Below are 23,284 nucleotides of genomic sequence, written 5' to 3' on the forward strand. Positions count from 1 at the left end.
CCTTTTTACCTATTTACACCTGCATGTGTGTGATTTAGAGAAACCACCACTTCTGGTGTTCCGATTCAAAGCCCGGCCTTTTATCTTAGCTTACTCAATATAAGAGCTATCAGTGTTTATTAGGCATGTTCTTTTGGGAATTAACCACCACAGTTATGAAAATTTTGAAAACTTACTTCCTGGTTTGTCTTTGTTTCATCACCAGTTTTTCCTGCACCACCAAAAAGGCCGTGGTTGGTAGCGAATCAAATTATAAGGAAGGAGCAATAACCCTAGAACCGAAATGGGAGCGTAGAAATACGGGTGTTTGGATAGTAGCTCCTTTGGTTGGCGCAGGCATAGGAGGTGCATATGGTTACAATTCAGAAGTCTTCGAAGGTTTGGAAAATCAAGAGCAAAATGTTCTTGCGTTTGGCGGGGCAGGACTGGTAGGCGGTTTACTGATTGCCGGAGCGGTAAGAAACAACTCGCTGAGGAAGAAGCCTGTTAGTGCCAAACCCAATGAATATACCACATGGACGAAAAAATATAACCGAAAAAACGGGACAAATTATTCTTTTCTCAGAGAAGTAAAGGGTGGACATATTCTCCTCACCCCCGAGAAATTAACTGAAGAACTGGATCGTTTTCAGTCCGAATATCAGGACGTAATCTCTTCTTTGAATAATAATCCATCTGTAAATTGGGATATGCTGGACCGATACCGCAGATTTGGTCAGGATAAATCGTTTGAATTTTTTCCGGAACAGCGAGTCGAATTGACCCGTCTAATAGCCCAAAGGGAACCCAAGGCTGCTTATGCTACATTGAGCGAAAAAATGGAACAGATAGTCCGTAAGCCTCTGGATTTAGAAAACGTGCTTCTCTTATCGTATCTCAAACAGAATAACCGTGCTCTGTATGCCAAGCTGTCAACGGCACAACAGAACAGTTTGCAGCAAATGGCAGATGCCTATGCAAGCCGGATTTTTACCGCGCATTTTGAAAAAATTCGGAATGCGTCACTCCAGTCATTGGATAAAAAGGACCTGGCATCGGCGCAACGTATAGATGAAGTTTACAACCTGCTTACCAATCAGACTCGAGGATTTTCACAGTTACAGGTGGTAGATGAAATGTTTGCCTACATCAGGGAATTAAAAGGTGAGGTGGTTTCAGAAAATGAAACGAAGATAGCTGCCTACTTTCAAAGGCTAAACACCAATAGCCAACTGACAGCAGCCAGGTCTCAGTATCTGGATAATACCGATCAGCGTCCTGTCGTACAACGCCTGAATTCCTTGGCGGAGACCGTATCATCTCAGATTCTTGCAGAGGCCGAAAGAAGGGAAGCGGAGCAGGCACGGCAGGCTAGAGAAAGGGAAATAGCGAAATTTCAGACACTAATGAATCAAACAACCCCTACAGGGGAGCCAACAGAGGAGCAAATGAGATTTGCGATTCAAATGCAGGTAGATTTTAAGAATCAAGAGTTGGGAAATTTGGCTAACGCCGAGTATGACAGGGATAATCCCATGAGCGCATTTTCGGCTTTAATAGGAACATTCGTGAAGGGTACGGAACATTATCTTGAATATTTCCGAAAAATTGCCTGTGAAAAGTCGGCCGGCCGTGGAGGTTATGTGTGTGATTATTCCTTAAAACGAAATGTCAAGGGAGGCGTGAGTGGGAATATGGCAAATTCAATGATAAGCCAGTTGGGGGCCGGATTGGCAACTATCGAAACCGGGAGATTTGTAAAAAATGAGGGAATATGGATGGTAGTGGAAATAAAAAAATGATCGTGAAGCAGGCAACAAAGGAGAAGTAGCCTGACTTTTCAAACAGTGGCTTTCGCCAGACCCTGCCAACAGCAGGCGGTCTGGCTTATTATCTAAATCCAATCTAACGCCGTTACCAAACCATTCGCCGTCTATCCGCTTTACTTTCCGCCCTGAATTAACTTTTTATTATTAAAATAATTATTTATAATTGTATGAATTTACGAACGAATCGGTTTTGTTCGATTTATGACCCAAAAACCTAACTCCCAAAATAATGAATTTCCAAAATCTAGGCGAAGTAGAAATATGGAAGTTAATTGAAAAGGGAAATGAGCATGCCTTTGCTTTTATCTATCAGGAGTATTCTGATGATCTTTTTAAGTACGGTTACAAATTCACACAAAATCAGGACCTTATTGAGGATGTAATCCAAGATGTTTACGTCGTACTTTGGGAACAACGTACATGCATCCAAATCCAACGGTCAATCAAATACTATCTTTTTTCAGCTTTTAGACGGGACCTTATCAGACATATTAACTTTTCTTATCAAAACGAGCCACTGGAAGAATATCATTCCAAAATCGCTTGGGAAAAATCCTTTATGGATATATTGGAGGAGAATCAGGTAATCCTAGAATCAAAAACAAACTTAAGTAAGGCCCTGGAAATCTTGCCCACCCGCCAAAAAGAAGCAATCTATTTGCGCTATATCCACGAAATGGCTTACAATGAAATCTCAGACCTGATGGGTTTACAAATGCCATCTCTTTACAATCTCATCTTTAGAGCCTTAAAAACGCTTAAGGAAAATTTACACTCCGTTTAATCTTCCATTGTCACACCAAGTTTTTTAAAAAAATAAATTTTTTCAAAATTGAATGATGAGATTATGGGTTGCCTCTCCTCTTATGTGGCGACAATGCGTAACTAATGAAAAATTTCAATACGGTCGAGGACTTTCTTGAAGATAGGTCCTTCAGGGATAATGTACTACGAAAGGATCCAAAAGCAGGTGCCCTGTGGAAAGGCTATTTGGAGAATTTTCCTGAAAGAAAGGAAATATATAGACAGGCTGAGCGGATTCTTCTGGAGCTGAATGCTGCGGAGTGTGAGCGGACCGAAAAAAGCAGAAGAAAAACTTACGACAATATAACTCAGCGGTTAGGACTGAATACCCCCAAAACTACACTTTCTAAGAAACCATCGAAGCCAGAATCGAAATCCACAACTCGCCGCTATGCAGTTTATCTATCAATTGCTTTATTAATAGGGGCGGCACTGTTCACAGTTGTATCACAAAATCCCCTTAACGACATCAGTGATACCCAAGAGAAAATACAGTGGGTGGTAAAGTCAAACCCTAAAGGTCAAAAATCCAGATTTCATCTGCCCGATGGTAGTAGTGTGGTGGTAAATTCGGAGAGTGAGATTAGATATAAAAATTCGTTCGGAAAGACTGACAGACAATTATACCTAGTGGGAGAATCATTCTTTGAAGTAGCTTCTGATTCACTATTGCCATTTGAAGTGCATACACGGGGTTTGGTGGTTACGGCTTTAGGTACTGCATTTAATATCAACAGCTTTGCGGATCAGCCAGTGAATGTACAGTTGGCAGGAGGAAAAGTGAAAGTGCAAAAGGAAAATGACGAAACGGAAATTTTCTACCTGAAGCCTGGTGAGGAGATAGTTTGGGATGGCGTTGAGGAAATCAAAAAGAGAAGTTTTGACTTAAAAAATGCTTTCCTCTGGAAAGAGGGGAAATTGCGATTCAAAGGGCATTCCATTTCTGAATTTAAAGCCATACTCGAAAGGTGGTATGGGGTAGATATCGAGGTGGTCGGTCCGATAGAACCCGGTCTGAAGATAAAGGGCGAATTTGACAATGCTTATCTAAGTGAAGTATTGGAAAGTGTTGGGTATGCCTATGGCTTTGTATACAAAATAGACCAAAAACGAGTGACAATTAATTTTAAACCAAAATAAACCGCTATGTACCAATGAAGATTCCAAGCAAATAAAAGAGCCGATGACAGGTCACCGGCTCTACAGTGCAAATAAGTAAGTTTCCGAGGCTAAACTTATTTGCGTTGTTTCATCGCAGTTATTCACAACAACAAAACATTCAAAATTATGAAAAAAACATTACATGCCCTGTGTATGGTGGGAAAATACTATCTCTATGGATTTGTGTTTCAACTCTTTTTCTTACAAATGATCCAAGCGGACCCTACAAAAGCACAGGGTTCAATGGATATGAAAGAGGTGTTACTGACGTTGAATTTGGAAAATGCCTCTTTGAGTGAGGCTTTTGATCAAATTAATGTGCATTCCGGTTTCTCTTTTATTATAGATGACCGTCTCTTGGCAAGAACAGTTCCCGTGAACATGACTATCCAAAATCAGTCACTTGAAGATGTTCTATATACACTTGCGGCAAACCATGGGTTGGCCTTTAAACAGGTAAATTATAAAATCAGCGTTAAGGCATCAAACCGGAGGGGAAATGAGCCTCCCATTGTGGTGGATATAACCGTGACTGGTCGGGTAGTGGATGAAAACGAGGAACCCATTCCGGGAGTAACGGTTTCAGTCCCTGGGACATCTCTAGGTACGGCAACGGATATCGACGGTAATTACAGCATTACCGTACCTGAGGGATCTGCGCTTATATTTTCTTTTATCGGATACGAAAGCCAACGGGTTACTATTGGCGACCAAAGTATCATCAATATCTCTTTAAGCGAAGATGTCTCTTCCCTACAGGAAGTCGTGGTAGTAGGATATGGAACACAGAAGAAAAGTGATCTTACCGGAGCCATTGTCAGTATAGGGAGTGAAACTCTAAATGAGCGACCAATTACCAATGTTGCTCAGGCATTACAAGGCAACGCAGCAGGGGTACACGTTACGACCAATATGCGTCCGGGAGAATTACCTGCCGTACGGATCAGGGGGAACAGATCAATAAATGCTTCCAATGATCCGCTGTATGTCGTGGACGGCATTCCTATAGTAACTCAGTTGGGAGTTAATTCCTTTTCCCTCAATGATATTAATCCTAATGATATTCAATCCATAGAAATCCTCAAAGATGCTTCAGCTACTGCAATTTATGGATCAAGGGGTGCCAACGGAGTTATCCTTGTAACCACCAAAAAGGGACAAAAGGGTAGGGTAACCGTAGACTATAATGCCACTGTCTCATTTGATTCCTATAGAAATTTAACAGATTGGATGAACGGTGGGCAATACGTCGATATATGGAGGGAATCACTAATCAATGGAAGACTGTACGGTGATGCGTCCAATCAAGATTTGAATACTCAGGCCCAATCCTGGTATCCGGATCCATTTTTAGACCAGCAGGTAATGGGCCTAGGACAGGATACCCGAGCCAGGGATGGAGTATGGGCGGGGTACGAGTGGGACGAGTTTGGAGTCACTCCCCGTCTTAGACCTACCACTGCGGAAGAACAAGCCATGGGGTGGCCTGCACAGGTTCCTATCTACAATGCAGGAAATGTCAGGGACCATGATTGGCAAAGAGATGTAACCCGACAAGGAGTCACAAACATACATCAAGTTTCCCTTTCAGCAGGAACAGACCGATCAAGGCTATATCTGTCATTAGGGTACTTCAATCAAAAAGGGGTGCAACGTGATCAGGATTTTGAGCGGTTTACATTGAACTTAAATGGTGACATTAATCCAACAAACTGGTTGACTATAGGTACGTCTGTGCTTGGGTCATTTTCTACCCAAAATTTTGGCTTTATGGGACCGAATACCAGCAATACTGGCGCAAAAGATTTGTTCTCCAGAGCGAACAACCAATTTCCTTATGCATTGCCACGTGACGAGAACGGAAGTTTTATCGCCAATCCCGGTGGTAATTTGAATCTTTGGAATCCGCTTATGGATATTGAAAATGCGCTCAATGAAAGACGTTCTTCTTCATTGATGTCCAATATGTTTGCGGAAGTGGCCTTTACCCCTTGGTTGAAATACCGATTAAACTTCGGCGGACAAATAAGGAACTTTAGAAACGGCAGTTGGACCGGACCCGGATCATCCAATCACCTTAACCTACGTCCGAATACCGCGGGAATGTCACGCGATGAGAATTTTTCATGGGTAAACGAAAACCTTATATTTATTGATAAAACAATAGCGGAGAAACATGTCATAGGAGTGACCCTGCTTTATTCTACGCAGTATTCCCGTCGGGAAGGAATGAATATTGGGGTATCCAACACCATTGTTCCCGCCAGCCGATGGTATGACCTCAATTCCAACGCAAATGGTAGACCTGATAGCTACGGTACTTCATTTACTGAAAATACCCTGTCGTCCTATATGGCAAGAATCAATTATTCGTTCAACGACAAATACTTGCTAACTGCTTCGGGACGATATGATGGGGCATCAGTATTGGCACCGGGATATAAGTGGGATTTCTTTCCTTCCTTTTCCGCAGCTTGGAAGATGCAGGAAGAGCCGTTCCTGAGGGATGTTACTTGGTTAAACGAGTTGAAACCCCGACTGGGATTTGGTGTTACCGGTAATTCTTCCGTAAATCCTTATACCACTACCGGCCCGCTAAGCCGTAATCCATACGTGTTTGGTGGACAAGCAGCATTTGGCTTTCTACCCCAGTTGGTCCAAAACCCGAACTTGGGTTGGGAGAAAACAGGTCAGTGGAATGCCGGGTTGGATTTCGGCGTATTGGAAGGCAGAATTCAGGGCTCACTGGAAGTTTATGACATGACCACGACAGGCTTGATCTTTGGCAGATCCCTACCAGCGGTTACCGGCTATGTTCAAAAATTCGAAAACATAGGCAGCACGAGAAACAGAGGACTAGAATTGAGTCTTTCCACAGTCAATATGGAGAGACCAGACTTTTCCTGGCAGACAGATTTTAACTTTGGTGCCAACAGGGAGGAAATTATGGAATTAGTCAATGGAAAGGAAGACATGATTGCCAATAATTTGTTTATCGGCCATCCCATACATTCTTTCTTTGATTATGAGCAAGCGGGCATTTGGCAGAATACCCCGGAGGATTTGGAAGCCATGAGTAATTTCAACGAAAATGGTCACCGATTCTACCCTGGTACGGTCAAAGTTGTGGATCAAAATGGTGATTTTAGAATTGACAGTGATGACCGTGTCGTTGTGGGTAGTCGACAACCGCGATGGACAGGAGGAATTACAAATACTTTTCGCTATAAAAATTGGACACTTAGCTCCATGGCGTATGCTAGAATTGGCCAGACTTATATGGGAGGTTACCCGCATTATGGCGGGATATGGCCTAATGGTAGAGCGGAGACTGACTTTTGGAGATGGGACAATGCTGGCGGTAGATGGCCTTTGCCGATCCAAGGTGCAAATGTTGAGAATATTACGACAGCCACGCAGTTTAATGATGGTTCCTTTGTAGCCATCAGGCATATTTCGCTTGCATACGATTTCCCACAAGCCCTTATTGAGCAATTTCGTATGTCCAATTTTCAGATTAATGTGCAGGTCGTCAACCCTTTCCTTTTCGGGGGAGACATTGTAAGACTGGGAATAAATCCCGATGACGACACGTCATGGGAAAACCGGAACGCCGCTGGCGATCCTCTGGGTGGAATGAACAGTAACACCATCCTTCCCCAAAGTTTTGTAATCAGCTTAAGAGCTGGATTTTGATCATTTTAAAAAGAAATTGTCATGACAAAAATTAAATTTATACTAGCGATAGCCGTTATTGGCCTGATTACCTCCTGCGAAGATTTTCTTGATGAGCAACAGGTAGCCAATTTGACCCAAGAATATTATAGTGATGAAAATGGCCTTGATGCGTTAATTAACGGGTTATATATTTATGCCCGAGTCAAACATGAATGGGATGCGAATGGCGCACGCTTGGTAATAGGTGAAACGGATGCTTATGCAAGCACAAGTCCACCATGGGCAAGGATGGAAATTGGCACCTATGGAAATGACTTGAGTAGCATTGCAGGAAATGTTAACAATTTTCTAGGTAGTGCCAACGCCGCTTATGCTCCTATGGGCGCTTATCCTCATATAAACAACTGCAACATAGCCTTGGATATCCTTGAAAATTCACCTCCGGGTATATTTGCTACGGATCAAAACTTTGCCAATCATCGGAAAGCAGAAATCCTTTTCTTAAGATCTTGGGCGTTCTATCTGGTTTCAAACCAACTTGGGGATATTCCATTGGTACTTAACCCGAGAAGAGAGGATAATGGTATCTACGACTTTCCGAAATCTTCTTTGGAGGAAATTTATACCCAAATAATCAGTGACGTGCAATTTGCGTTTGAACATCTGCCCACCAATACTCCTCAGGGAAGAATTGGTAAATGGGCTGCCGGTCATTTTCTTTCCAAATTATATCTAAATAGAGCCCAGGCAGCGGAATTTGAAAACAGTGGAGAAGAGCATCTCAGGATGTTGTTTAAGGGAAATGTGCCTTCAGATTTAGACAACGCCATTTCAATTGCCACTGAAGTCATCAATGGTGCCGGAGCCTTAGCTCCCGACTACTGGACACTTTTTGATCCGGAAGTTTCTGAAAACAATCCCCATTCGGAGATATTATGGGCGGCCCAGTTTGACACAAATGTTGGTCTAAATGGCCGGTTTGGCGGGAACCGATCTGTTAATTACCATGTAGGAAACTATACGGAACAGTCTGGAGTGAATCGGTCAATGGCTTATGGAAGACCGTTTGGAACCTTTAAGCCCACCGATTGGGGATATGATAATTTCAGGGACAAGTTACATGATTCCCGCTATGCCAAAACATTCAGACATGAATATATTGGCAATATGGGATCGAATTCCACTTCCTACACTTGGAATGAAACTTCCGCAGCTTGGTGGAATGAAAATAAACCTGCAGACCAACCAGAAGTACGGGCAGGTGAAAGAAGAATTCAGCAAGGCAGGAGGGCACTTATTTATTTGGAAAATGCGCGGGAAGACGCGTTGGATTCATTGATGGTGATGAGTATGCCTTTCCAATTTATGGTTAGGTGGGTCAGGTCAGCATCTACTGGAAATTATTATTACCGCCTATTTATTAACGGTGCCAATATGGGGCTCGGTACACAAACGGCACCATACCTTTCTGTAAAGAAATATGTGGATCCCTCCCGGGGTGGAAGTACAGATGAAGGCAATTTCAACAGCGAAGCTGGTACACGTGATGCCATTTTGATGAGATTGGCGGAAACCTATCTTATCAGAGCCGAAGCTTACGGCAGGAAGGGCGACTATGCCTCCGCGGTAAGCGACATCAATGTACTTCGACAGCGGGCTGCATTCAAGGGTGGTGAAGCCCGGCCAAACGCACTTGTGGAATGGTACCCGGAAGCATCCACACTTTTTCCGGATGAAATCCAACCCCCATATGCGGCTGCGGGAAACTCCTATGATGAAATCGCAGTGACAGAAGATTATTTCACGCCAGGCACTGCAATGGCTGAAAGAGAGGGATATATACCTTCAGTTTCTTCTAAAGAGGATATGTTTATACATTTTATTTATAATGAAAAGAATAGGGAATTTCTGGCGGAGGGAATTCTGTGGGAAGATCTTCATAATGCTGGAATTCTATATGAACGGGTGATGCATTACAACCAAATGGCTTCAACTGAAAACGGCCACTGGCCCATAGCAACCAATACGGCAGGTGGAAACGGACAGGATGGCCAAGGTAAAGGACAGATGCAAAAGCATCACACATTTAGAATGTGGCCCTTCAACTATCTGGTACAGTTGACCGATGAAAATGGAAACATACTCAGTTCCGACGCTAGGGAAGCCTATCAGAATCCGGGTTATTAGATGTGGGCAAACCTTCCAGGTTTTATCGATAATTCGCCATTTGTTCAAATTAAACTTTTGAAACCTGGAAGGTTTTCTTCCTATTTACACGAGAGTGTTGTAGATTTTAGGCATTAGCATCATTTCAAATCGCCACAGGATAATCTTCTGTGGCGATTATTACATCCTATAATAGATGAAAAAATTGTCCTGAACTTTCTATTTAGGTTAGCTTACTTTCCAAAAATAAAATTGCAGCTGTCAATTGAAACAGCTGCATTTTAATATAATCTAAATCGTCTATTTTTAATACCTAAATATCCCTGCCAATCCCGTGTCTGTCGGCATCTTTTCAGCAGGCACAATAACTACTTTTCCACCCATTTTCAACACCAATTCGCCCATATCATCCGTCAGATCGTCGACACGGGGGTTGTCCAATTCTTTCTTTTGGGTGTTACCTGTGGTAAGGTTGGTAATTCGGGCCTCAATGATCTTGTCAGCCTCTACCAACAAGGTATCTATACGACCTTCAATTGCCGCAATGGCCAGGTCCTTGTAATCGTCCGAACCCTTTCCTTCTGCTTTGGCTTGGGAAAACCGTTCCCCATGTGCCTTCAAAATGGCATTGTAGCCGGGCTCCATGGCCTCCCAAGCTAATTTGACCAGCTCCTCTTTGTCAAGAGCAAAAGGATTGATTTTTACTCCTTCTGCCTGAAGGTGGGGATTTTTGCTGACTTCATGAAACAAGTGATGGTGCTCCGGCAAAGCAGCCAAAATTAATGGAAGGTCAAAAGGCTTCGAGTAATGCTCCTCAACTTGGCTGGAAACTTCCCTAAAGAACCGTTCCGCATCTATGTCCACTTCATCCTTTTTGCCTCCATGTCCGTGATGCATGGCACTGCTTTCTCCACTTGCTCCTCCATAAGATGCCGCAGTGATATGTTCATCTGTCAACTCCTCACCTAACGCTTCCTCAATGGTGGAATCTATTTCCCCCTTAAGATCTATTTCTTCCAGAGAATGCCTGTTCCCCTCGTAAAGTTTAATTTCGTGCAAACTAAGCCCCAAAAGGTGGAAGCGGTCTACGGACTGCAAATATTTTCGGATAGGTTTGGTATGGAAGCTGTCCGCCACAATCACAAGTGGCTCCACTTCAATCGGTAAAACTACTGTTTCGAATTTGTCTGTGGACTTAAATACACCAATTCCATCCTTGGTGTGATTCCAGAATTTTGGACTGCTCAAAAGGGCTTCGAGAGGCTCAAGGAATTTGCGTGTTTCCTCCGAACTGTATTTTTGTAACAGGGACTGTTCCGCTTCCTTGAGCAGGTTTTTATACCTTACCGGATCCTGTTGGTTGTCAGGATGGTGACGATGGGTTGGCATATAGAGTGACAGGCAAGGGGCCTTTTCGACCTGTAGTAGCTCTTGAATCAGTTTTTCTGTTATCTTGCTCATTGCGTTATTTTTGTTAGATTTAACAATTACGTCATTTTATCCATCCCGATAGATGGATAGGGTTTTTCCGACTTTGGGCAATAATTTTCCCACAGCCAGCAAATCAAATTATCATTGTATAAAAAAGGAATAATTTTAATTATCCTAGATAATATACCAAATCCAAGTGCAAGAGTTATGCCACATCCGAAGCCATAATAAGGAATATAAATGACTTTATTCTATTCATCAATTGGCATTCTTATATGAAGACGAAGAGATTGCGAAAACCTAACCTAGATTCTTCTACGTTCATGAATTTCTCGTACCTTTTCAAAACATCAAGCAGAACCCGTCCTCCCTGCTTTGTTTACTCTCTCGGACTTTATTGAGATCTAAATGAACAATCAATCCACCAAATTTCCCCCTAAGAGGTACCTACGATCTGGTATAGCTTTAAAACTTCCGTTTTATAAATGTCTTATAATGGAGGATTGGAGAGATTATCAAATTTTTAATCTATTATTTGCACGTACTCATGATAATGGGAATATCACCTTCACCTGTTTTGAAAGTGGATCTACTTTGCACGGGTATACCTGATGCTCTGTATAAGGTAAATGTTCCATTATCTGAATTTGAGTCATTCGTAGATCACATTTCTGAAGATAGTGGAGTGAATTTTATGGAAAAATCCCATGAATTGGGACATAATATCATATTTGGTGCACTTGAATATGCGGAGGAATTAAATATGAAATACCCGAAATCCTTTGAGGGGTGAATCCGAGGAATAGACGGCAAGAGTATTTGTGGATAAAATCACACGCCAACCCCTGCATTCATCTCAGTTATCAACCGGAGTCCCTCAACCGTAAGGTGTCGGTCTATATAGTCAAAGCGGCGGTCCAGTTTGGGTAAAAAGTGCGATAGCCCTCCCGTGGCAATCACTGGAGGAGCGTAGCCCAATTCTTCAATGATGGTATCCAGCATACCGTTTACCAAACCTACATAGCCATAGATAATTCCAGCCTGAATGGCGTGGATAGTGTTCTTCCCAATTGCCGAATCAGGAACTTTTAATTCTATCTCCGGAAGCTTTGAGGTACTGCTGGAAAGAGAACGGATAGCAGTTCTAATGCCAGGGGCAATGTTTACTCCGAGTACCATTCCGGCTTGGTCTACTACTGTAAATGTAAGTGCTGTTCCAAAGTCCACGATAATACAGGCGGATTTATACTTTTGGTACGCTGCCATTACATTACACATCAGGTCAGAGCCGATTTCGTCGGGCCTGCTGGTACTTATCGGTAGTGTGGCGTAGCTTCGTCCGGATATCAAATAGGGGTCTATTCCAAAAAACTTACTACTGAACAATTCAAGCGTTTTGTTGATCTCCGGTACGACTGAACTGATTCCAACTTTTGAAATTGCCCGGGAACGGATGTCCTTTTCCATCAAAAACAAACCAACCTTTTGTTCCAGCTCTAATTCGGTGATATTCCGCCTGGTTTCCACCCGAAATTCGTTGGTCCAGGAATTAGAGGTTGAGTCATAAAAACTGAGGACAATATTTGAATTTCCCGCATCAATGGATAAAAACATGGCGATTAGATTTGGGGGCAAAGATAAAAAAGTGTTGAATATTTTAGGGGCTTTTTAGTAATTTCAACCTATGTATGTAATCAGAAAAGGAACAAAAGCCGATATCCCGGCTGTATTTGAGTTGATTAAAGAGTTGGCTTTGTATGAAAAGGCTCCTGAACAAGTCACCAATACCATTGCTATGATGGAAAAGGATGGCTTTGGATCCAACCCGGTTTATGGATTTTTTGTGGCAGTGAAAGAGGCTTCAGAAGAAATAATCGGAACCGCCATATTCTATTACCGATATAGCACCTGGAAGGGAAAGCGACTCTACTTGGAAGATTATATCGTTACGGAAGCTGAGCGAGGCAAAGGAGCGGGTAAATTGCTTTTTGAAAAAGTCATGGAGCAGTGTTTAGCAGACGGCTGCACAGGCATGATGTGGCAGGTTTTGAACTGGAACGAACCCGCCATCCACTTTTATGAAAAATATAATGCGGAATTTGAGGATGGTTGGGTCAATTGCCATTTGCAGGCTCCCGAAATTCGGCAGATGTTGGAGAGGTAGGTGTGAAAAAATGTTTTTGGAAGCGTAATCAAACCCATCGGACCTTTATCGTGTTATAGTACCTATGAGAGGCTTCAGATTTACCAAATTTATTCCGGAAAAGGACCCGGATAAAAACACCTTCGAGCAGCTGTTGGATGTTTTCCTCCAGTTGGTCACCATGACTGGTGGCGATGTGGCGGAAGCTCTTAGCTGGCTCACCAACTTGGATAAGCGATATAACATGACCAATCCAGGCTATGGCATAGGGGATTTTATTGAGGATTTAAAATCTAAAGGCTATTTGGACGAAAAAAATGCCAAGGGTGAACTTCGCATTACTGGCAAGTCTGAGCAAACCATCCGGAAAAGTGCCTTGGAAGAAATCTTCGGCAAACTAAAAAAAGGAAAGGGAGGACAACACAAATCCACCCATACAGGTCCCGGGGATGAGGTGGGTTCCGATAGGAGGCCTTTTCAGTTTGGAGACAATTTGGATCAGATAGCTCTTACAGATTCCCTGCGCAACGCTCAAATCAACCATGGCTTCAGTGGAGATTTCCTGCTAACCGAAAATGATTTGGAGGTGGTGGAAAAAGAACTGAAAACTCAGACCTCCACCGTTTTGATGATCGATATTTCCCATTCCATGATTTTGTATGGGGAAGACCGCATTACTCCTGCTAAAAAAGTCGCCATGGCTCTGGCCGAACTGGTGAAAACCCGCTATCCTAAGGATACGCTGGATGTAATCGTGTTTGGGAATGATGCTTGGCAGATAGAAATCAAAGATTTACCCTATCTCCAAGTGGGCCCTTACCATACCAACACGGTGGCCGGACTGGAGCTGGCGATGGACTTGCTCCGGCGCAGGAAAAACCCCAACAAGCAGATATTTATGATCACCGATGGTAAGCCTACTTGCCTGAAAGTGGGGATCAAATACTACAAAAACAGCTTTGGCATAGACAGCAAGATCCTGAAGGAAACGCTAAAGCTGGCGGCGCAGTGTCGGCGCCTGAAAATCCCAGTGACCACTTTTATGATTGCTTCCGACCCCTATTTGAAGGAGTTCGTAAAAGAATTTACTACCGTCAACAACGGTAATGCCTACTACAGCAACCTAAAAGGATTAGGTCATCTGATTTTCGAAGATTACAAAAAAAACCGAACAAAACGTTTTTAACTGATGGAATACAGCCAATTGTCCAGCAAGGACTTATTACACATAAAGAATTTAGGTCAACTCAAAGCTTCAGGATATCAAAGCAAATCAATCAAAGAAGAGCTACGATCAAACCTAATTCAAAAGATCAAAAACAAAGAGAATGTTTTTGAGGGAATTTGGGGATATGAGGATACGGTTATCCCGGATATTGAGCGTGCGATACTTTCGAAACACAATATCAATTTGTTGGGTCTGCGAGGTCAGGCGAAGACCCGAATTGCGCGGATGATGACCCAGTTGCTTGATGAATACGTGCCGGTGGTTGCTAATGCCGAACTGAACGATGATCCAATGCAGCCCCTGTCCAGTTTTGCAAAACACCTGATAGAGGAAAAGGGGAACGAAACTCCCATCACCTGGTGGCATAGAAGTGATCGGTACACGGAGAAGCTGGCCACACCGGATGTTTCCGTAGCCGATCTGATCGGAGATGTGGACCCCATCAAAGCCGCCACGATGAAACTTTCCTACAACGATGAACGAGTAGTTCATTTTGGATTAGTACCCCGGTCGCATCGTTCCATTTTTGTGATAAACGAACTTCCGGATCTGCAGGCGCGGATTCAGGTAGCATTGTTTAATATCTTGCAGGAAGGCGATATACAAATACGAGGGTTTAAGCTTAGGTTGCCTTTGGATATTCAGTTTGTCTTTACCGCAAATCCCGAAGACTATACCAACAGGGGCAGTATAGTTACCCCTCTAAAGGATAGAATTGAAAGCCAGATTATTACCCATTACCCAAAGAGCATAGAAATAGGCAGAAAAATCACAGCGCAGGAGGCCCGAATCAAAAACCGTCCGTTGGATAAAATCCATGTGCCGGAATTGATGAAAGACCTGATTGAGCAGATAGCCATTGAGGCAAGACATAGCGAGTATGTAGATGAAAAGAGTGGAGTTTCGGCACGTTTGACGATCTCAGCCTATGAAAATCTGATTTCCTCGGCAGAGCGCAGACTATACCGGAATGGGGAGTCGGAAACAATTATCCGTATCGTTGATTTAATTGGTGTTATTCCGGCCATTACCGGAAAAGTAGAGCTTGTATATGAAGGAGAGCAGGAAGGTGCTGGCTTGGTGGCTTATAACCTAATAGGGAAAGCAATTCGGACATTATTTGTCAACTATTTTCCTTCTCCAGAACAAAAGAAGAAAAGCAAGGAGGGCAATCCCTATGTGTTGCCATTATCCTGGTTTGGAGAAGGAAATACAATGGATCTCCTAACAACCCACAGCGACAAAGATTACAAGATTGCCTTACACCAAGTTCCCGGATTAGAGGATGTGGTGACTGAATTTGTCAAAAATCTACCGGAGATGGAAAAGGAATTCTTTATGGAGTTTGCCCTGCATGGACTTGCGGAATACAGTCAGCTCAGTAAAAAGCTGTTGGACACCGGGATGCAGTTTAAGGATTTGTTCAGCAGCATGTTTGATATGGGAGCTGGCGGAGACTTGGAGGATGATGAGGACGATGAGGGATTCAATTGATCTCCTAATACAAGATAATAACTTAGGTTAAGTCAAAAAAAATTTATTTAAGTTGTTTCGTTGTGATCTAAATTGTTGATTATCTTTAACCTATGGAAAATCAGGCTGAAGAAAACTTAAAAGCAAAGTACAAATCTGCTTCCGATGGAGACTCGCCTGAAGCGGATAATTCTAAGCTTTTAACTGATGAAAGTCGGGTTAAAGAACCATTCACAGAGTACGGAACCTACACCTATGCCGATTACCTCAGTTGGGATATTGAGGAAAAGGTTGAATTGATTAAGGGAAAGGTTTTTCGTGCAGCGGCCGCTCCGAGAAGAGTACATCAGGAGATCTATGGGAAAGTTTTTAATTCCTTTTATAATTATTTAGTAGGACATCCTTGTAAAGCTTACGGGTCGCCGTTTGATGTGCGCTTACCTGTCAAATCCAAAGAACATAAGGATATCGATACGGTAGTGCAGCCGGATATCTGGGTGATTTGTGATATGGAGAAGCTCGATGATTTAGGTTGCGTAGGAGCACCCGATCTGATAGTAGAGATACTTTCTCCAGGAAATAACCGGAAGGAGTTACGGAACAAATACGAGGTTTACGAAGAATCCGGCGTTAAGGAGTACTGGATTATTCATCCAACTGAACAAACCTTAGTGATCAATTTCTTGAAAAACGGCACCTATATTCCGTCTCGGCTTTACACCGTTGGTGACATAGTGGAGTCTAGGGTGATAACCGGATTGAAATTAGATCTGGATATAGTTTTTGGGGATTATTAGAGAATAGATTTCCCATATCAAATAAAAGAAAAGCGTTGCGAAGAACCGGGGAAATCCCAGACCTGCGCAACGCTTTTTGCTTTCTTAATAATACCTCCCGATCATCGGATGGTCTACAATGGTTCTTCTTAGAGCAAGCGGGTCTATGGTACCCGGAATGCGTTCATGTACTTTACCTCCCGGCTCAATCAACAGTGTCAACGGCAGACTTCCGTCCCAATCATTTTGTACGACTTCGATGGCCGCATACTTGTCCTCACTGTTTACCAAATAGTTAGGAACTGCAGAATATTTGTTTTTGAGGAATTTCAATACTTTTTCCTCCGCATCGGGACTGTCTAGACTGACCGAGACGAATTCAAAGTCCCTTCCTCCGTACATACGTTGAAGCTCAATAAACTCCGGATACTCGATGATGCATGGGCCGCACCAGGTTGCCCAGAAGTTCACAAGACGAAGGTTGTCGCTGTCGTTTTCCAAAAGACTACCCAGTTCATCTACCTCAATTTTGGTAACTGTGACGGGTTTTTTTTTCCAATCTTCGTTGACTTTGATGGTAAATTCGTTTTTCCAAGCCCATTTGGTGGAACAACCAAAGGCGGGGGTTACCGCACGATCCTCAGCAAGTGGCTCCCCGGAGAGTGTTTGCTCTATAGCGTAGACCAAGTCTTCAGCTTGTGCCGTTCCGGGTTTTTCGGATTTATCTATTCTTCCCTGATAGGTCAATTTCCTATCTTTGTCAAAAACAAATACGTGCGGAGTTGCTGTAGGACCGTAAAGGGTAGAGAAATGGTGTTCGTCTCCGTCATACAAATAGGGATACTGATAGTCCTTGTCTTTGGCCCGTATGATCATGGATTCGAAATCATCATTAAGGTCACTATAGCCCAACTCCTCCGGTAAAACAGCAATCGGACTGTTTGGAGAAATCGCCACGAAATCCACTCCCTGATCCCGGTATTTTTTGACCAAGTCATTATATCGGTCCTCATAGGCCTGTGCGGTGGGACAATGGTTGCAGGTAAAATTGATTACCAGCACATCTCCGTCGAAATCGGCAAGCGTATAGTTTTTCCCGTCGATTCCCGGTAATTCAAAGTCAGGAGCAGCATCCCCAGGTTTCAGAGTGGCAATGGGTTTTTCGGAAACGACTATAGGATTGGGAGTGAAGCCTCGGCTAGTAGTATCTACTGTTTCAGAGCTTTTTTCATTACCAGAGCAGGAATACATTAATATTCCAAGCATCAATAACGGAAAGTGGGTTCGTTGATTGATTGATTTAGAAAGGTTCATCGTTGGTCAGAAAATTGTTAAATGATTGAAGATAACGAAATTATTGCCAACTGTAAAACTTTGGAGATGAATTTTGATCTGAGGGGTTGTATTCGCCATGTAGAACTTGATTTCAAGCCACCTATCTGGAAGTTAGTAGAAATACAGTATCAATAACCTTTTCTGTAGGAGTAGTCCCGTTTAATGCCAATGAGAAAAAAACTGGTGGAGTAAAGGATTCGATAGCTTAGTTCGTTTCGGAGTTATTTACTGAAAATAGTCCACCCGCCTTAAGCATCTTCCACATTGAACTTGTCAATGGTGAAGAAGACAACGGATTCTTTTTCATAAATATGGCCTGCGTTTGAACGAATATTGATATATCGACCTTCCTCATCCATGATCTTAAGGAGTTGATGATCTCCGAAATAGGTGGATTTTACCAGTTTGCCGCTCATGGGCTGGGTTTCATCTTTGCCTACGGTTGCATTTTCGGGGCGAAATGACAAGCGGACCTGATCCGAAAAGAGTTTAGACCGTTCGTCTGGAAGAAATCCAAAGCTGGAATAAAAGCCGTCATCGGTAGATACTGCGAGTATTTCGTTTCTTTTACCAAAAAAATTGGCCACATATCCATTTACCGGATATTCATATAGGTTTCTGGGCGTGTCAATTTGCTGCAGGTATCCCTTGTGAAGAATGGCGATTCGATCAGCGGTAGAAAGGGCATCTCTAGTATCATGGGTCACGAAAATAGCCGTTACTCCAGTTTTCTTTATAATCTGCCGAATCTCCTCCCGCACTTGGTCCTTCAGCACTGAGTCCAAGTTGCTAAAAGGCTCATCCATCAGGAGGATTGCGGGACTTGGAGCAATGGCACGTGCCAAAGCTACCCGCTGTTGCTGCCCACCGGAAAGTTGATGGGGGTATTTTTTAAAGTTTTCTGAAAGACCGACCAAGCTAAGAGTTTCTTTGGCTACTTTGTCGGGGTCAGGGATTTTACCCTTTAATCCAAACATGACATTTTCCAAAAGAGTAAGGTGTGGAAAAAGGGCATAGTCCTGAAAAACCATTCCCACATTTCGCTTGTTTGCCGGAACCGACTTTTTTCCCTCCACCACCTTATGGCCTTTAAGGGAAATATACCCGGCATCTGGATGTTCCAAACCCGCAATTAGCCTTAACAGTGTAGTTTTACCAGATCCGCTTTCACCTACGAGGGATAAAATCTCTCCCTTTTCCACCTCAAAGGAGACGTCGTTGACGGCGTATTGATCTGCTTGCGAATATTTTTTAGTAATGCCCTTGAGCTCTAATAGTGTCATCCAGAAATACCTCTTTTCCTAAAACACCTTCCTACGGATCAGTCTGTTCAGGAAAATTATCGGAATAATTCCCGTCAAGATGATGATTAGCGATGCATTGGCCGATTCGGCTATCATTTCGTTGGTGGCCATGTCGAAGGCCTTTGTTGCCAATGTTTGATAATTAAATGGTCTAAGGATCAAAGTTAAGGGTAATTCTTTTAAAACATCTACAAAAACCAGTAAGATGCCACTAAATACGCTTGTTTTTATCATGGGGAGGTCTACTCTCCAGAGGGTTTTGCAGGTACCTCTCCCCAGCAGCCTACTCGCTTCGTTAACATGGATACCAATTTTCTGAAAGCCCGCATCGATTGGATTGTATCCCACAGCCATGAAACGGACCAGATAGGCAAAGACCAACGCCATGAGTGTGCCGGATAAAATCAAGCCTACATTTCTCCCGGTAAAGCGATCCATGTACCAATGATCAAAACCAAGCAATGGAATCATTATCCCCACCGCAATCACCGCACCCGGTATGGCATACCCTAATGTTGAGATTTTGGTTATGTTTTTTAACCATTTGAAAGGACTGAGGCGGAGGCTGTATAACAAGACCACCGAAAACAGCGCAACGATCACGCCCGTCCCGGCAGCGAGGCCGAAGCTTCGGACTACAAGTAGAATGAAATTATTATCCACTACCTTGGCATACGTAAGCATCGCCCATTGGACAATTTGCAAAAAAGGCACAAAAAAGCTGATAAGAAATAACAAGCCACAAAAAAGGCTTACTGCCCATTTGGCGGTGCCAGTTAGGGTAAGACGCACCAAAGGCTTACTTGTCCCGCTCCCCTGGGAAAAGCGGCGGTTGCCCCGCTGTAGGCTTTCAAGGTAAAGAATAATAAATACAATTATCATTAGTATAGCGGCCAAGTAAATCGCAGTGGCGGCATCACCCATAGAAAACCAAGCCCGGAAGATCCCGGTGGTAAACGTTTGGACGCCGAAGTATTTGACAGTCCCGTAATCATTCAGCACTTCCATAGAAGCTAAGGCAATACCACCCACAATTGCTGGGCGGGCCATAGGCAACGCTACCTTGAAGAAGGTATGCCAGTTCCCTTTGCCCAGTAAAGCGGAAGCTTCTTGCAGCGTCTTGGACTGCTGTAAAAAGGATGCACGTGCCAATAAAAAAACGTAGGGAAAAAGTGTGATCGAAAGAATAAATATTGCGCCTGGTAGGTTCATGATATCAAGCAGGCTTCCAGTAATTGTAATATCTAAACTATTCCTCAAAAAAGACTGGATAGGTCCGGTATAGTCAAGCAATCCCACATAGGTATAGGCCATGATATATCCCGGAAATCCCAATGGCAAAATCAACAACCATTCAAAATATTTCCTTCCGGGAAAAGAATAATTGGTAACTAGCCAAGCCGTAGAAACTCCCAGCAGAAATGTGGAAAAAGCTACTCCAAGCAAAATCAATACGGTATTCTTAAAATATCCGAAAAGCAGGGTTTCAGCCAGATGGGCCCAGCTGCTTCCCGGAGGCTCGAAGATTTTAAAGAAAATCGTGAGCAAGGGAGTAACAATCAACAGCAGGATCAAAAGGGCTCCTGCCATCCAATAATTCCACCAATAAAAATTCTGCTTAGCTAGTTGCAAGGGTAATTGGGATTATTTGGTTTTAGCTCGACAAATCAACTGAGCCTGTAATTTATGAGCGGCATAGTCTATCTTATTTCCATTTGACTTGGTCAAAAATGACCACAGCAGCCCGGTTGTTTTTACCCAATTCGGACAGGTTGATGTCATCGGATTTGAAATCTCCCCAAGAAGCCAGCAAGGGCGATTTTTCCACATTTGGATTTACAGGATATTCATAATTAGTCGTGGCCAGAAAATTTTGTGCTTCCTCCCCGCTCAAATATTCGATAAGTTTGACAGCGTTATCCCTGTTTGGCGCATGGGCAGTCACGCCCGCTCCCGAAATGTTGATATGCGTACCCCTATCATTTTGGTTAGGAAAGTAGACCGTTATCTGCTGAGCAGCCTTTACTTCCTCGGGGTTGGAATCATTTAGCATAATGCCGATATAGTAGCTGTTGACTATGGCTACATCCCCTTCGCCTGCAGCAACGGCCTTTACCTGATCACGGTCAGATCCTTTAGGTTCCCTTCCCATATTGGCCAAAAGCCCCGAAGCCCATTCCCTCGCAACTACCTCACCGCTATGCGCAATGATGGAGGCCAAAAGGGACTGATTGTAAATATTTTCTGAAGATCTGGTTAGGATGCGGCCTTTCCACTTTTCATCTGTCAGGCTTTCGTAACTGTCAAGTTCTTCCGGCGAAACCCTTTCCTTATGATAAGCCAGAATCCTGGCTCTGAAAGTAAGCCCAAACCAATATCCATCAGGTTCTCTGAACTTCGAAGGAATATTTGCCGACAACGTTTCTGACACGATTGGCTGTAGCAATCCCTTTTCCTGCGCACGGTGAAGGCGGCCAGCATCCACAGTAATCAAGATATCCGCAGGTGATCCCTGCCCTTCCAGTTCAAGCTTTTGAATCAATTCATCCGCACTGGCGCTAACCACATTTACCTTTATGCCAGTGGCTTCTGAAAATTTATCAAACAATTGTTGGTCCGCCTCATAGTGTCGGTGGGTGTAAACATTGACAACTTCTTCTTGGCTTGTTCCACAGGCCAAAAGACCTGATATTATTACAGTTAAAAGACTTAACGTTATATACTTATGCATGTCGTAAGGGGTAATTTGACTCAAAATTAATCATTATTTAAATCAAATCTAAATAAAAGGAAAAAACATTTTATATTTGTTTTCGAATGTGAAATACGCAGACAACATATCTTTTAGATGAGGCAACCCATGACTATTCAGCAACTGGAATACATCATCGCAGTAGACAAATTTCGACATTTCGGACATGCGGCGGAGGCTTGTTTTGTCACTCAACCCACCCTTAGCGCTCAGGTGAGCAAATTGGAAAGGGAGCTGGACGTCATACTTTTTGACCGGTCCAAGATGCCTGTCATTCCCACTGAGACGGGTGAGATCCTCATCGCACAGGCAAAGCGGGTAGTGATGGAAAGTAAAGGCATCTTCGAAACCATAGCCCAGTTGAAGGGAGATGTTGGAGGTATATTGAAGCTAGGTATAATTCCTACTCTGGCACCATATCTTCTGCCTCTATTTATCAAATCGTTTATAGGCAAGTACCCCAATGTCCGATTGCACGTGCAGGAAATGGTTACGGAGGATATTGTGAAAAAGCTGAAAAATGATGAATTGGATCTTGGGATTGTAGTCACTCCGTTGAATGAGGCCGGGATCGAGGAGAAACCCATTTTTTATGAAAAATTCTATGCCTACCTATCCAAAAATCATCCGCTTCTCAAAAAGGAATCTGTAAAAATTGCAGATATCCTAGGCGAGGACCTATGGGTGCTTCAGCAGGGGCATTGCTTCCGGGACCAAGTAGTCTCCCTGTGTGATCAAAGTAAATTCAAAGGGCTAAACTTTCAGTATGAAAGTGGATCTCTTGAAGGGTTAAAAAACTTGGTGAACCGCTACCAAGGGATTACACTACTTCCGGAGCTAGCTACATTTGGGCTTTCATCGGAAGAAAAAATTCGATTGAGATCTTTTGATGGGGAACAACCCATTCGTGAAGTTAGCTTGGTGTTGACTCGAAGTTATCTGAAGAAGCGGCAGGTTGAATTGCTCTACCAAGAGATCACGGCGGCAATCCCAGCAACCATGATTTCGAAAAATCACGGCAAAGTGGTTAAATTCAAATAAGGGGTATATTTTGAGTAAAATGAATTAATTTTGACTTGAAATCGAGCATGACGAGATCGTCACACAGTGGGATGATTATAATTGCGAGATTCCATAGCTTGCCCCGACTCATCGGGGTGACCTTTAAATAACAATTATAAACACATGAAATCGAGCATGACGAAAACGTCACACAGTGGGATGA

17 protein-coding genes are annotated in these 23,284 nt (G+C 43.2%); 11 read left to right on the plus strand and 6 right to left on the minus strand.

Features of this window, described 5'->3' with window-relative positions; genetic code table 11:
* Positions 1-155 precede the first annotated feature (155 nt).
* From FQ608_RS26260 to FQ608_RS26280, 5 genes are all read left to right on the plus strand, one after another.
* Positions 156-1,781 (plus strand): hypothetical protein, encoded by a 1,626-nt coding sequence (locus tag FQ608_RS26260; RefSeq protein WP_158861487.1) that lies wholly within the window; start codon positions 156-158, stop codon positions 1,779-1,781.
* A 256-nt stretch (positions 1,782-2,037) separates the two neighbouring features.
* Positions 2,038-2,592 carry an RNA polymerase sigma factor gene (locus FQ608_RS26265; RefSeq protein ID WP_158861488.1) on the plus strand — a complete coding sequence of 185 codons (555 nt, stop codon included), beginning with the start codon at positions 2,038-2,040 and terminating at the stop codon, positions 2,590-2,592.
* A gap of 104 nt (positions 2,593-2,696) precedes the next feature.
* Positions 2,697-3,752 carry a FecR family protein gene (locus tag FQ608_RS26270; protein ID WP_158861489.1) on the plus strand — a complete coding sequence of 352 codons (1,056 nt, stop codon included), beginning with the start codon at positions 2,697-2,699 and terminating at the stop codon, positions 3,750-3,752.
* 147 nt (positions 3,753-3,899) lie between these two features.
* The gene (locus FQ608_RS26275; protein WP_158861490.1) at positions 3,900-7,469 is read left to right on the plus strand and encodes a SusC/RagA family TonB-linked outer membrane protein; all 3,570 of its coding nucleotides are present in this window, start codon (positions 3,900-3,902) and stop codon (positions 7,467-7,469) included.
* Positions 7,470-7,490: 21 nt separating this feature from the next.
* Positions 7,491-9,638 (plus strand): RagB/SusD family nutrient uptake outer membrane protein, encoded by a 2,148-nt coding sequence (locus FQ608_RS26280; protein ID WP_158861491.1) that lies wholly within the window; start codon positions 7,491-7,493, stop codon positions 9,636-9,638.
* 285 nt (positions 9,639-9,923) lie between these two features.
* On the opposite strand, the gene FQ608_RS26285 is transcribed toward FQ608_RS26280, so the two are convergent.
* Complete coding sequence (locus FQ608_RS26285; RefSeq protein WP_158861492.1) at positions 9,924-11,078, minus strand: baeRF3 domain-containing protein; 1,155 nt, start codon at positions 11,076-11,078, stop codon at positions 9,924-9,926.
* Between the two features lie 523 nt (positions 11,079-11,601).
* Here FQ608_RS26285 and FQ608_RS26290 point away from each other — a divergent pair.
* Positions 11,602-11,841, plus strand: a complete 240-nt coding sequence (locus tag FQ608_RS26290) for a hypothetical protein (protein ID WP_234364418.1) — start codon at positions 11,602-11,604, stop codon at positions 11,839-11,841.
* Positions 11,842-11,879: 38 nt separating this feature from the next.
* Here FQ608_RS26290 and FQ608_RS26295 read toward each other — a convergent pair whose 3' ends face one another.
* Positions 11,880-12,662 carry a type III pantothenate kinase gene (locus FQ608_RS26295; RefSeq protein ID WP_158861494.1) on the minus strand — a complete coding sequence of 261 codons (783 nt, stop codon included), beginning with the start codon at positions 12,660-12,662 and terminating at the stop codon, positions 11,880-11,882.
* Positions 12,663-12,732: 70 nt separating this feature from the next.
* Between FQ608_RS26295 and FQ608_RS26300 the strand changes: the two genes are divergently transcribed.
* The 4 genes from FQ608_RS26300 (at position 12,733) to FQ608_RS26315 (ending at position 16,689) form a co-directional block, all read left to right on the plus strand.
* A complete protein-coding gene (locus FQ608_RS26300) occupies positions 12,733-13,212 on the plus strand; it encodes a GNAT family N-acetyltransferase (protein ID WP_158861495.1) in 480 nt (159 codons plus the stop codon).
* 64 nt (positions 13,213-13,276) lie between these two features.
* Positions 13,277-14,377 carry a vWA domain-containing protein gene (locus FQ608_RS26305; protein WP_158861496.1) on the plus strand — a complete coding sequence of 367 codons (1,101 nt, stop codon included), beginning with the start codon at positions 13,277-13,279 and terminating at the stop codon, positions 14,375-14,377.
* A gap of 3 nt (positions 14,378-14,380) precedes the next feature.
* Positions 14,381-15,913, plus strand: a complete 1,533-nt coding sequence (locus FQ608_RS26310) for a P-loop NTPase family protein (RefSeq protein WP_158861497.1) — start codon at positions 14,381-14,383, stop codon at positions 15,911-15,913.
* 92 nt (positions 15,914-16,005) lie between these two features.
* Positions 16,006-16,689 (plus strand): Uma2 family endonuclease, encoded by a 684-nt coding sequence (locus tag FQ608_RS26315; protein WP_158861498.1) that lies wholly within the window; start codon positions 16,006-16,008, stop codon positions 16,687-16,689.
* A gap of 84 nt (positions 16,690-16,773) precedes the next feature.
* Here FQ608_RS26315 and FQ608_RS26320 read toward each other — a convergent pair whose 3' ends face one another.
* The 4 genes from FQ608_RS26320 to FQ608_RS26335 form a co-directional block, all read right to left on the minus strand.
* Complete coding sequence (locus FQ608_RS26320; RefSeq protein ID WP_158861499.1) at positions 16,774-17,934, minus strand: redoxin domain-containing protein; 1,161 nt, start codon at positions 17,932-17,934, stop codon at positions 16,774-16,776.
* Between the two features lie 317 nt (positions 17,935-18,251).
* On the minus strand, positions 18,252-19,286 hold the full coding sequence (locus tag FQ608_RS26325; RefSeq protein ID WP_158861500.1) for an ABC transporter ATP-binding protein: 1,035 nt from the start codon (positions 19,284-19,286) through the stop codon (positions 18,252-18,254).
* Positions 19,287-19,304: 18 nt separating this feature from the next.
* Positions 19,305-20,939 carry an ABC transporter permease gene (locus tag FQ608_RS26330; protein ID WP_158861501.1) on the minus strand — a complete coding sequence of 545 codons (1,635 nt, stop codon included), beginning with the start codon at positions 20,937-20,939 and terminating at the stop codon, positions 19,305-19,307.
* 73 nt (positions 20,940-21,012) lie between these two features.
* A complete protein-coding gene (locus tag FQ608_RS26335) occupies positions 21,013-22,038 on the minus strand; it encodes a Fe(3+) ABC transporter substrate-binding protein (protein WP_158861502.1) in 1,026 nt (341 codons plus the stop codon).
* Positions 22,039-22,167: 129 nt separating this feature from the next.
* Between FQ608_RS26335 and FQ608_RS26340 the strand changes: the two genes are divergently transcribed.
* A complete protein-coding gene (locus FQ608_RS26340) occupies positions 22,168-23,100 on the plus strand; it encodes a hydrogen peroxide-inducible genes activator (protein ID WP_158861505.1) in 933 nt (310 codons plus the stop codon).
* The last annotated feature ends 184 nt before the right edge of the window (positions 23,101-23,284 follow it).

Origin of the sequence: Lunatibacter salilacus, from assembly GCF_009797935.1 — a bacterium.
Taxonomy (GTDB): Bacteria; Bacteroidota; Bacteroidia; order Cytophagales; family Cyclobacteriaceae; genus Lunatibacter; species Lunatibacter salilacus.

Excerpts from the sequence above, each read along its gene's own strand:
- FQ608_RS26325 (WP_158861500.1), bottom strand. The coding sequence starts at position 19,286 with ATGACACTATTAGAGCTCAAGGGCATTACTAAAAAATATTCGCAAGCA.
- FQ608_RS26310 (WP_158861497.1), top strand. The coding sequence starts at position 14,381 with ATGGAATACAGCCAATTGTCCAGCAAGGACTTATTACACATAAAGAAT.
- FQ608_RS26335 (WP_158861502.1), bottom strand. The coding sequence starts at position 22,038 with ATGCATAAGTATATAACGTTAAGTCTTTTAACTGTAATAATATCAGGT.
- FQ608_RS26290 (WP_234364418.1), top strand. The coding sequence starts at position 11,602 with ATGGGAATATCACCTTCACCTGTTTTGAAAGTGGATCTACTTTGCACG.
- FQ608_RS26340 (WP_158861505.1), top strand. The coding sequence starts at position 22,168 with ATGACTATTCAGCAACTGGAATACATCATCGCAGTAGACAAATTTCGA.
- FQ608_RS26275 (WP_158861490.1), top strand. The coding sequence starts at position 3,900 with ATGAAAAAAACATTACATGCCCTGTGTATGGTGGGAAAATACTATCTC.
- FQ608_RS26280 (WP_158861491.1), top strand. The coding sequence starts at position 7,491 with ATGACAAAAATTAAATTTATACTAGCGATAGCCGTTATTGGCCTGATT.
- FQ608_RS26315 (WP_158861498.1), top strand. The coding sequence starts at position 16,006 with ATGGAAAATCAGGCTGAAGAAAACTTAAAAGCAAAGTACAAATCTGCT.
- FQ608_RS26270 (WP_158861489.1), top strand. The coding sequence starts at position 2,697 with ATGAAAAATTTCAATACGGTCGAGGACTTTCTTGAAGATAGGTCCTTC.
- FQ608_RS26260 (WP_158861487.1), top strand. The coding sequence starts at position 156 with ATGAAAATTTTGAAAACTTACTTCCTGGTTTGTCTTTGTTTCATCACC.
- FQ608_RS26300 (WP_158861495.1), top strand. The coding sequence starts at position 12,733 with ATGTATGTAATCAGAAAAGGAACAAAAGCCGATATCCCGGCTGTATTT.
- FQ608_RS26265 (WP_158861488.1), top strand. The coding sequence starts at position 2,038 with ATGAATTTCCAAAATCTAGGCGAAGTAGAAATATGGAAGTTAATTGAA.
- FQ608_RS26295 (WP_158861494.1), bottom strand. The coding sequence starts at position 12,662 with ATGTTTTTATCCATTGATGCGGGAAATTCAAATATTGTCCTCAGTTTT.
- FQ608_RS26305 (WP_158861496.1), top strand. The coding sequence starts at position 13,277 with ATGAGAGGCTTCAGATTTACCAAATTTATTCCGGAAAAGGACCCGGAT.
- FQ608_RS26285 (WP_158861492.1), bottom strand. The coding sequence starts at position 11,078 with ATGAGCAAGATAACAGAAAAACTGATTCAAGAGCTACTACAGGTCGAA.
- FQ608_RS26320 (WP_158861499.1), bottom strand. The coding sequence starts at position 17,934 with ATGCTTGGAATATTAATGTATTCCTGCTCTGGTAATGAAAAAAGCTCT.